Origin of the sequence: Microbacterium tenebrionis (assembly GCF_020682665.1) — a bacterium.
Lineage (GTDB): Bacteria > Actinomycetota > Actinomycetes > Actinomycetales > Microbacteriaceae > Microbacterium > Microbacterium tenebrionis.
The window spans coordinates 1-2,602 of sequence record NZ_JAGTTM010000015.1 but is presented as its reverse complement, the minus strand read 5'-3'; the positions used below and the strand labels follow the sequence as shown (position 1 = coordinate 2,602).

Genomic DNA, 2,602 nt, shown 5'->3' with positions numbered 1-2,602 from the left:
TATTTGGAATCCATTAAAAAGTCCTTATGTATTATAGACATTTGGGCCTGGCAGCTCTGGGGGCTTATCGTTGGTGAGTAAGCCAGTTTAGATAAAAAAATAAGGGAAACAGGAAGTATTCCCCATGTATGAGACGACAATAAGTCAGTCCGCCTGGTGCTGATTATTCTGGCCGGTTTTGTAATCTGAGTGTCATGTACATGATCCAACAGGAAATGGTGTGACGCTCAATACTTCTCAGGTCAGTTACTACATGACTCAGCGTAAGAAAGGTGTAACCCAGCATATCTCGGCCATGAAGGCCGGTATCTCTGTCCGTTCCGGCCGCCGGATCGAAAAAGATCAGTGGTCAAAAGCCGGGGCTCGTCACTGGCGGACGCGCAAAGACCCTCTTGAAGCCGTATGGGACAGCATGCTTGTTCCCCTGCTGAAGGAGAGACCCGCTCTGATGCCGACGACTCTGCTGGAAATGCTGCAGGATAAATATCCCGGTCAGTACCCCAACAGTCTCCGCAGGACAATGCAACGGCGGGTCCGCGAATGGAAGCTGCAGTACGGTGCAGAGCAGGAGGTGATGTTCCGCCAGCGGCATCAGCCCGGCCTGCGTGGCCTGTCGGACTTTACCGAACTGAAAGGTGTAGTTGTCACCATCGCCGGTAAGTTGTTGGCGCATAAGCTGTATCACTTCCGCCTGGAATGGAGCCACTGGAGCTGGATGCGGGTCGTGCTGGGTGGTGAGAGCTTCTCTGCCCTGGCTGAAGGCCTGCAGGAAGCGCTCGGACAACTGGGCGGCGTACCTGCAGAGCACAAAACAGACAGTCTGCGGGCGGCATGGAAACAACAGGGTGAAGACGGACGCCGCGAACTGACGGAGCGTTATGCTGCTCTCTGCCGGCACTACGGCATGCAGGGTGTGCACAACAATGCCGGGCGGGGCCACGAAAATGGTTCGGTTGAAAGCGCTCACGGCCATCTTAAAAGGCGTATCCGTCAGGCACTGATACTGCGGGGCAGTAACGACTTCAGCACGCTGGAAGAATACCAGGCCTTCATCACTCAGCAGGTCATGCGGCACAACCGCAACAATCAGGATCTGGTGAAGGAAGAGCGTCCTCATCTGAAGCCGCTGCCGCTTCGTCGCAGCGCCGACTACGACGAGCTGACGGTGAGGGTCAGTAGCAGCAGTACCATCAACGTGAGGCACGTCGTCTACAGCGTGCCTTCCCGGCTTGTTGGCCAACTGTTACGTGTCCGCTTATGGGACAATCGCCTGAGTTGTTACGTGGGCAGCAACGAGGTCATGAGCTGCCCCCGGGTCAGGCCTGAAAAAGGGAAAACGCGGGCCCGGCGTATCGACTTCCGGCATGTGATCGACAGTCTGGCGAAGAAGCCAGGTGCGTTCTGCCATGCCACACTGCGAAATGACATCCTGCCGGATGATGAATGGCGGAGGCTGTGGCGTCGCCTGTGTCACCATCTGGAGCCCGAGATGGCGGGCAGGCTGATGGTGCACGCCCTGAAACTGGCGGCGGGATATGACGATATCTCGGTCGTGGCCAGAGGCATGGAGCAGATGCTGAACACCCCGGGAGAGGTCGATCTGCACCGGCTGATGCGCTTCCTGGGGATAAAGGAAAAGGAACTGCCGGCGGTCAGCGTGGTGCAGCACAACCTGAGCAGTTATGAGCAACTGCTGCGTGGCAAGGGAGGTCTGCAGTGAGCAATATCCACCACCTTGAACGCAGCCTGCGTAAACTGCGTCTGACACGTGTTGGCGCGGAGTGGCATGCGCTGGAAAAACGCGCGCTGGCGGAAGGCTGGACCCCGTCGCGTTATCTGCTGACATTATGCAATGAAGAGCTGCTGTGGCGCGAGAGCGAAAAACTGCGCCGCTATAAAAAGGAGGCCCGGTTGCCGGTGGCCAAAACGCTGAGCGAGTACGACTTCAGCCAGGTACCGGAACTGAATGGCGCTCAGTTCCGGCAGCTCTGTGAAACGACAGACTGGGTTGATGCGGGTGAAAACGTCCTGCTGTTCGGCGCCAGCGGGCTGGGAAAAAGCCATCTGGCGGCAGCGATCGTGGATGGCGTTGTAGCCCAGGGCTACCGGGCCCGGTTCTACAGCGCCGGAGAGCTGCTGCAGGAGCTGCGCAAAGCCAGAGCGCAGCTGAAACTGAATGAGCTGTTACTGAAACTGGATCGCTACCGGGTGATAGTGGTGGATGACCTTGGTTATGTCAAACGCGACAACGCTGAAACGGGCGTGCTGTTCGAGTTAATCGCGCATCGGTACGAACGCGGGAGCCTGGTGATCACCAGTAACCATCCGTTCAGCACGTGGGGCAGCATCTTCGTGGATGAGACGATGGCGGTGGCCGCTGCAGACCGGTTGATCCATCACGGATATATGTTCGAACTGAAGGGAGAAAGTTACAGGAAAAAGACGGCAAAGGCAGTAACCAGCGCGGCTTAACGCCGCACTAAAGGATGCGGCCAGCATAGTTGGCGCCAGTCGGCAAAACTAGTTGACGTCTAATAAGCCCCAGAAGAAATGGAATAGTTCTTTGCTGGGACGCTGTAGGTGATGCCCAGGTGGCCTCCGA

Annotated in this window: 2 protein-coding genes; both read left to right on the top strand. The window is 57.0% G+C overall.

Features of this window, described 5'->3' with window-relative positions; translation table 11 throughout:
* The first annotated feature begins 220 nt into the window (after positions 1–220).
* Positions 221–1,720, top strand: a complete 1,500-nt coding sequence (istA, locus tag KEC56_RS13810; protein ID WP_227531398.1) for an IS21 family transposase — start codon at positions 221–223, stop codon at positions 1,718–1,720.
* The gene (gene istB, locus KEC56_RS13805; RefSeq protein ID WP_191119050.1) at positions 1,717–2,472 is read left to right on the top strand and encodes an IS21-like element ISEc10 family helper ATPase IstB; all 756 of its coding nucleotides are present in this window, start codon (positions 1,717–1,719) and stop codon (positions 2,470–2,472) included. The genes istA and istB overlap by 4 nt, the downstream gene beginning before the upstream one ends.
* Positions 2,473–2,602: the final 130 nt, after the last annotated feature.